The 5,991-nt window shown below is 75.2% G+C and carries 6 protein-coding genes; 5 read left to right on the top strand and 1 reads right to left on the bottom strand.

What is annotated here, in order from left to right; genetic code table 11:
- The first annotated feature begins 270 nt into the window (after positions 1 to 270).
- From ABT300_RS40390 to ABT300_RS40370, 5 genes are all read left to right on the top strand, one after another.
- Positions 271 to 897, top strand: a complete 627-nt coding sequence (locus ABT300_RS40390; RefSeq protein WP_351687081.1) for a sigma-70 family RNA polymerase sigma factor — start codon at positions 271 to 273, stop codon at positions 895 to 897.
- Between the two features lie 174 nt (positions 898 to 1,071).
- A complete protein-coding gene (locus ABT300_RS40385; protein ID WP_351687078.1) occupies positions 1,072 to 1,494 on the top strand; it encodes a hypothetical protein in 423 nt (140 codons plus the stop codon).
- A 297-nt stretch (positions 1,495 to 1,791) separates the two neighbouring features.
- Entirely contained in the window at positions 1,792 to 3,039 is a 1,248-nt protein-coding gene (locus tag ABT300_RS40380; protein ID WP_351687075.1) for a lycopene cyclase family protein, read from the top strand.
- Positions 3,040 to 3,080: 41 nt separating this feature from the next.
- Positions 3,081 to 3,812 carry a class I SAM-dependent methyltransferase gene (locus ABT300_RS40375; protein ID WP_351687072.1) on the top strand — a complete coding sequence of 244 codons (732 nt, stop codon included), beginning with the start codon at positions 3,081 to 3,083 and terminating at the stop codon, positions 3,810 to 3,812.
- A complete protein-coding gene (locus tag ABT300_RS40370) occupies positions 3,809 to 5,362 on the top strand; it encodes an FAD-dependent oxidoreductase (protein WP_351687069.1) in 1,554 nt (517 codons plus the stop codon). The genes ABT300_RS40375 and ABT300_RS40370 overlap by 4 nt, the downstream gene beginning before the upstream one ends.
- Positions 5,363 to 5,625: 263 nt before the next feature.
- Here ABT300_RS40370 and ABT300_RS40365 read toward each other — a convergent pair.
- Positions 5,626 to 5,991, bottom strand: a 366-nt coding sequence (locus tag ABT300_RS40365; protein WP_351687066.1) for a jacalin-like lectin, incomplete at its 5' end; no start/stop codon positions are given.

Here is a 5,991-nt window from a genome sequence, read left to right as displayed (position 1 = left end):
CGCGGCCGGGGCCGTCACGGATGCGCCATCGGGGGAGAACGTGCGATCGGTTCTCGTCCGAAAGGGCGACCCACGGCGCCGCACATCCGGAAACGTCGGCTCAAAGCGATGCACAGACGACGCGAGTTGTGGCGTCGGTCACGCGCTTCGCAAGGTGAGGGGACCGCGACAGCCGTCCGTGACGGAGGCGTCGGCACGGGCCCGCCAGGGGATCCCGGTCTCGCATCCGCTCGCGACGGCATGGTCACCGCCCGCACGAGGAGCAGCGTCATGACTGCACGCCCAGGCACCGAGCAGACAGTCGGCAGCGCCCCGCTGCGGGCTCCGACGGAGGACTCCCTGGCCGACGAGGAGCTCGCGGCGGGCTTCGTCGCCGGTGACGAAGCCTGTCTGGCCGCCGTCTACCACCGGTGGGGCGCGCTGGTGCACACCCTCGCGCTGCGCTCCCTCGCCGACGCCCGGGAGTCGGAGGACGTCACCCAGACGGTGTTCCTGGCCGCCTGGCGGGGACGTGCCGGGTTCGCCCCGGAGCGGGGCGCGTTGGGCGCGTGGCTGGTCGGGATCACCCGCCGTAAGATCGCCGACGCGCTGTCGGCCCGCACGCGACGCGCCGAGCTGGTGGCCGCCGCCGGTGCGCGCATGTCGGTCGGGTCCGTGGACCAAGAGGCACAGCCCGAGGCCGTGCTCGACCGGGTGCTCGTCGGCAGCGAGCTCGCCAGGCTGCCCGCCGCCCAGCGGCGCGTGCTCACGCTCGCCTTCTACGACGACCTGACGCAGCCGCAGATCGCCGCGCTCACCGGCTGGCCCCTGGGCACGGTCAAGAGCCACGCCAGGCGCGGTCTGCACCGGCTCAGCCGCTGCCTGCGGGAGGGCGGGGCCCCCGACCACGCCGAGTGATCCGACGCAGAAGCGACGCGACCGGCCGGGCGGCCTCTGTGCCGCCCCCGCGGGAACACCTGCGGCCGGCCGGCTGCCGCCCCGCGGACGTACCGGCGTTGCATCCGCCGTGCCCCGTCCCCCGGTAGAGGTGACGAGGCGACCGGAGAGCGGCCGCAGGAAGGAGGCGCAGACGTGGCCGAGTGGCGGGCGCTGCCCCATATCCCCTCCGCCGAACTGGCCGCTCACGCCCTGGACGGCGGCCGGGCGGCCTGGGACGCCGACGCCGTGCGGCACCTGGGTCTGTGCCTGACCTGCCGCGAACGGCTCACCGCCTACGAACGCGCCGCCGCGGCAGGCCGCCGCCACCGGCCGGGTGAGACGCTCCACCCGCCGCCCGCGCGGGTGTGGGCGGCCGTGCGGGCCCACCTGGACGCGGATCGCCGACGCACTCGCCCACCGCCCCTGCCGCCGCCCCCGTCACCGGTTCCGCCGCCCGCCCGCTCCCTCCGGGGCGCGTGCCGACGCGCGTGGCGTGCCCTGCTCGGTGCGCCCGAGGCCGTGCGCCTACGCCTCACCCGCCCACCGCCGGGGCGGCGGCGCAGGCCGGGCCCCTGAGCCGCCGCCCGCGCCGCGACCTGCCTCGGAGCCCACCGTCGTGCTGCCCCCGCCCTGCCCCTGGCCCCGTCTCGCGGCCGCCGTCTCCCGGCCCCCGTCTTCCGTGTTCCGGCTCGTAGGTTCCGTGTCCATGGTCCTGTTCCGTGTCGATGGTCCGCCGTCGGGTCGGGGGCGGGCCCACACGGCCGACAACCCGGCGGGGCCTGCATCCGTCCGGGCCTGTGAAGGTGAATGCTTCGGACAGGCCATCGGCCGCGGACGCGCCGTGGTGGGAGCGCCGGACGGAGGGAGCGACTCGTGCCGCACGCGGAGGTGGCCATCCTGGGCGCGGGAGCGGCCGGACTCTCCCTCGCCCACCGCCTCTCGCACCCGGACCCGGGACCGCAGCCGAACGCGCACCCGCACCCGGACTCGCACCCCGCCCCGGACCTGCGGGGACGCCGGGTGGCCACCGTGCTGCTGGACGCCCCGCCCGGCCCCCTCCGTCCGCCGCATCGCACCTGGTGCTTCTGGGAAGCGGGGGACGGGCGCTACGACGACGCCGTGACCGCCGAATGGCGGCGGTTGCGCGTTCACGGCCCCACCGGCCGATCGTCCGAGGACGACATCGCCCCGCTCCGCTACAAGATGCTCCGCTCCGACGACTTCGAGCGCCACGTCGGCCGGGCCCTGGCCCACAGCGACGACGTCCGACGACTGGAGGCGGCCGTCGAGACGGTGCGCGGCGGCGCCGACGGAGCCGAGATCCTCGCGCGCACCCACGACGGCCGCCCCGTCACCGTCCACGCCCGCTGGGTGTTCGACTCCCGGCCGCTCGCCCGCCTCCCGGCGGCCCGCACCACGCTGCTGCAGCACTTCCGCGGCTGGTTCGTCCGCACCGACCGCCCGGCGTTCGACCCCGGCACGGCGATGCTCATGGACTTCCGGGTGCCGCAGCCCCCGCAGGGACTCGCCTTCGGCTACCTCCTGCCCATGGACCGACACCGGGCCCTCGTGGAGTACACCCGGTTCTCGTCCGCCGTCCTCCCACGACACGCCTACGACGAGGCACTGCGCCACTACACCGACGACGTGCTGCGCCTCGGCGGCTTCGAGGTCACCGCGACCGAGACCGGCGTCATCCCCATGACCGACGCCCGCTTCGCCCGCCGGGCCGCGCCGTCGGTCTTCCGCATCGGCGCAGCGGGCGGAGCCACGCGGCCGTCCACGGGATACACGTTCTCCGCCGTCCAGCGTCAGACGCGGGCCGTCGCCGCCGCGCTGCACGCGGGGCGCCACCCGCTGCCCCCGCCCGCCCACTCGGCCCGCTCGCGCGCCATGGACGCGGTGATGCTGAGGGCCCTGGACAGCGGCCGCGTCGACGGCGCCGCGTTCTTCGCCCGGCTCTTCGCCCAGGTGCCGATGCGACGGCTGCTGCGCTTCCTCGACGGCGAGACCGGGCTGCACGAGGACCTCTCCGTCGGCATCCGCACACCCGTCTGGCCGATGCTCCGCAGCGCGGCCGAGCTCCCCTGGCTTCCCCGCACGCCCCGTCGCACACCGTGACCCGGGCCCGAGCAGTCCCGCGCACCCACCGAGGAGACCGTATGACCCTGCTGCGCGACGAGGAGCTGGCCGCCGCGTTCGACCACGCTTCCCGCAGCTACGACGCCCTGGTCGCCGCCAACCCCGGCTACCACGGCCACCTGCGTCGCTCGGCACGCCGCCTCGGCCTGCCCCACGGCGGCGCCGGGCTTCGCGTACTGGACCTCGGCTGCGGCACGGGCGCCTCGACGGCCGCCCTGGCAGCCGTGCTCCCCGGCGCCGACATCACCGCCGTGGACGCGTCGGCCGGCATGCTGGAGCGCGCCGCCGGCAAACCGTGGCGCAGCGGGGTGACCTTTGTGCGGGCTCCCGCCGAGCGGCTGGCCGAGGCAGGCGTGCACGGCCCCTTCGACGCGGTCTTCGCCGCCTATCTCTTCCGTAATGTCACGGATCCCGACGCCGTCCTCTCGGCGGTGTACGACGTGCTCGCGCCAGGGGGCCGGCTGGCGGTCCACGAGTACGCCCTGAGCGGCCGGACCGCTCACCGCGCGGTGTGGACGGCAGTGTGCCGCGGCCTCGTCCTGCCCGTCGCCACCGTGCTCGGCGACGGCGACCTCTACCGTCATCTGTGGCGCAGCGTCGTGGAGTTCGACACCGCGGACCGTTTCGCCGCCCGGGTCCGCGCGGCGGGCCTGCGCGATGTGCGAGTGCTGCCCCTGCCGGGCTGGCAGACCGGCGTCACCCACACCGTCGTCGCAGCCCGCCCGCACGCCGTCGTGGGCAACGCCCGATGACCCGCACCCCGCGATCGGCCGCGGCCCGGCGCGGCAGGGACAGGCGTGCCCGCACCCTGCTCCCCGCGCCGGGCGCACCCCGCCTCACCGGCGACCGTCCCATGACGACCGCGGTCGTGGGCGGCGGCATCGCCGGACTGGCCGCCGCGACGGCGCTGGCCGAACGGGGGGTGCGGGTCACGCTCTACGAACGGGAGGACGCTCTCGGAGGGCGCCTCGCCGGCGGGCCGACCGTCCTCGCCGACGGCAGCGAAGTCACCATGAGCCGGGGCTTCCACGCGTTCTTCCGCCAGTACTACAACCTGCGCGGACTGCTGCGCCGCACCGATCCCGGGCTGCAGCGTCTGCGCGGGCTGCCCGACTACCCCCTGCGGCACGGCAGCGGCATGCGCGACAGCTTCCGGCACGTCCCGCGCACCCCGCCCTGGAGCGCTCTCGGATTCGTGGCGCTCAGCCCGACCTTCGGACTGCGCGACCTGGCCCGCATGAACCCCGTCGCCGCACTGCCCCTCCTGGACGTGCGCGTCCCCGAGGTCTACGCGCGGCTCGACGGCGTCAGCGCGCACGACTTCCTCCGGTCGATCCGCTTTCCCGAGGCCGCCCACCACCTGGCGTTCGAGGTCTTCTCCCGGAGCTTCTTCGCCGACCCCCGCCATCTCTCCGCCGCGGAGATGGTGCTGATGTTCCACATCTACTTCCTCGGCTCGTCCGAGGGGCTGCTGTTCGACGTGCCGGACGAGCCCTTCCCCGCGGCTCTCTGGGATCCCCTCGCCGGCTATCTGCGCGGCCACGGCGTCGACCTGCGCACCGGCGTCCCCGTCGAGGCCGTCGAGCCGACCGCGGACGGCGGTTTCCTCGTCGCCGCCGACGCCGGGCAGCAGCGCTACGACGCCACCGTCCTCGCCCTGGACGCGGCAGGTCTGCGGTCCCTCGTCGCACGCTCCCCACGACTGGCGGACGCCGACTGGCGTGAGCGGACCGCCAGGCTGCGCAACGCGCCGCCCTTCCTCGTCTCACGCCTGTGGCTGGACCGCCCGGTCGCCGCCTACCGCCCGGGTTTCCTCGGGACCAGCGGCTACGGGAGCCTCGACAACGTCAGCGTGCTGGAACGCTGGGAGGGCGAGGCCGCCCGCTGGAGCTCCCGCACCGGCGGCTCGGTCGTCGAACTGCACGCCTACGCCCTGCCCGACCGCCCGGCCCACGACGTGGAGCAGAAGCGGCTGGTGGAGCAACTGCACCGGGTGTATCCGGAGACGAGGGCGGCGAGGGTGGTCGACGAACGGCACGAGTGGCGTTCCGACTGCCCCCTGTTCCCGGTGGACGGCTACGACGACCGGCCCACCGTGCGCACCTGCGACCCGGGTCTGGTGGTGGCAGGCGACCTCGTGCGCACGGAACTGCCGGTGGCGCTCATGGAGCGCGCCGCCACGAGCGGCTTCCTCGCCGCCAACGCGCTGCTGGAACGCTGGGGCGTTCGCGGCCAGACCCTGTGGACGGTCCCGGACCGGGGCCGCGGCGCGCTGCTGCGCCGACTCGCCCGACTCGGCTGAGACGCGACTGAACTGAGGTCAGACTCGGATGAGCCCGGCTGGACTGAGGCCCCGACTCGGCTGGAGACCCGGTCGAACTGAGGCCCGACTCGGCTGAGATCCGACCGGGTTGAGGCCGGGGTCGTGGCGGGCGCCGTTCCCGACGCCCCGCACGGTCGGCCTCGTCCCGCCGTGCGCGGTCTGCCGATCGGAGCCGCCGATCGGCAGACGCTGCAGCGGTCTTCCGCCCCGTCGGGCATGCCCGCGGGCCGTCGACCGTCGGCTCAACGCCGGGTGTAGACGAATCCGAGCTTGTCGATCTCGTTCCCGGACCGTCCGTGGAACCCGGCTATCTGCCATCCGGACGGCGCGGTGCGCGTCACGCAGTCGGACGTGGTGGTCCCGCCGGACAGACTGCGGCCGAGGTTGGTGGTGAACCTGGTGTAGAAGATCCGGGTGTGGCCGTCCTTCTGGGCCTGGCACAGGTAGGCGGTGGTGAGGTACTCGTCGCCGCCCAGCGTCAGGGAGGCGGCGGCGCCGCCGCTGCCGCCGTGGGTGAGGGTGGCGCCGCCCGCGACGGTGAGGCTCACCTGGTCGACGCGGGAGCCGGCCCGCAGGGCGACGGTGGTGACGCGGGACCCGGCCGGGAC

Origin of the sequence: Streptomyces sp. NPDC001027 (genome assembly GCF_040299045.1) — a bacterium.
GTDB lineage: Bacteria > Actinomycetota > Actinomycetes > Streptomycetales > Streptomycetaceae > Streptomyces.
This window is presented reverse-complemented; position numbering and strand designations above follow the sequence as displayed.

What these genes read in the sequence shown, in the direction of transcription:
- ABT300_RS40390 (WP_351687081.1), top strand. Translation starts at nt 271, where the DNA reads ATGACTGCACGCCCAGGCACCGAGCAGACAGTCGGCAGCGCCCCGCTG.
- ABT300_RS40375 (WP_351687072.1), top strand. Translation starts at nt 3,081, where the DNA reads ATGACCCTGCTGCGCGACGAGGAGCTGGCCGCCGCGTTCGACCACGCT.
- ABT300_RS40370 (WP_351687069.1), top strand. Translation starts at nt 3,809, where the DNA reads ATGACCCGCACCCCGCGATCGGCCGCGGCCCGGCGCGGCAGGGACAGG.